A 712-nucleotide genomic window follows, 5' to 3' on the forward strand; every position below is an offset into this window, starting at 1 on the left:
TCAACGTGTCGGCGGGGTCGAGCAAGAGTCAGAGCCAGTCGCAGTCGAGTGCGAGCACGGCGCAGGGCAGCACGATTGCGGCCGGTCGCGATGTAAACATCACTGCGACGGGCGCGGGTACGAATAGCGACATCACGATCACGGGCAGCACGATCTCCGCAGGGCGTAACGCGGTGCTGTCGGCCGACGGCGACGTGACGATGCAGGCGGCGCAAAGCACGAGCAGCCAGCACGGGACCAATAGCGGATCGAGCTGGGGCGCGGGCGCGTCGTTTGGCGTGGGTTCGCAAACGGGCGTGGCGCTCACGGGCAGCGTGTCGGGCAACCGTGGCCACATGGATGGCGATTCGAGCGTCAACACGAACACGCACGTCGCAGCAGGCGAGACGCTTGCGATCCATTCAGGCGGCGACACGACCCTGCGTGGCGCGGTGGTCTCGGGCAAGACGGTGCTGGCCGATGTTGGCGGGAATTTGAACATCGAGAGTTTGCAGGACACTGAGCACTACGATTCGAAGCAGCAAAGCGCGGGTGCTGGCGTGAGCATCCCGGTGTCGGGTGTGGGCAAGCCGAGCGTGTCGGCGAGCGTGAGCCAGCAGCAGATGAATTCGGACTATGCGAGTGTGACCGAGCAGTCCGGGATCAAGGCGGGCGCGGGCGGGTTCGACATCAACGTGAAGGGCAACACGGACCTCAAGGGCGGCGTGATTGC

The 712-nt window shown here is 65.2% G+C and carries 1 protein-coding gene; it reads left to right on the top strand.

The window, feature by feature from the left end; genetic code table 11:
- A partial coding sequence (locus AWB82_RS36715; protein ID WP_200818298.1) for a hemagglutinin repeat-containing protein occupies positions 1–712 on the top strand: 712 nt, incomplete at both ends.

Origin of the sequence: Caballeronia glebae (assembly GCF_001545035.1) — a bacterium.
GTDB lineage: Bacteria > Pseudomonadota > Gammaproteobacteria > Burkholderiales > Burkholderiaceae > Caballeronia > Caballeronia glebae.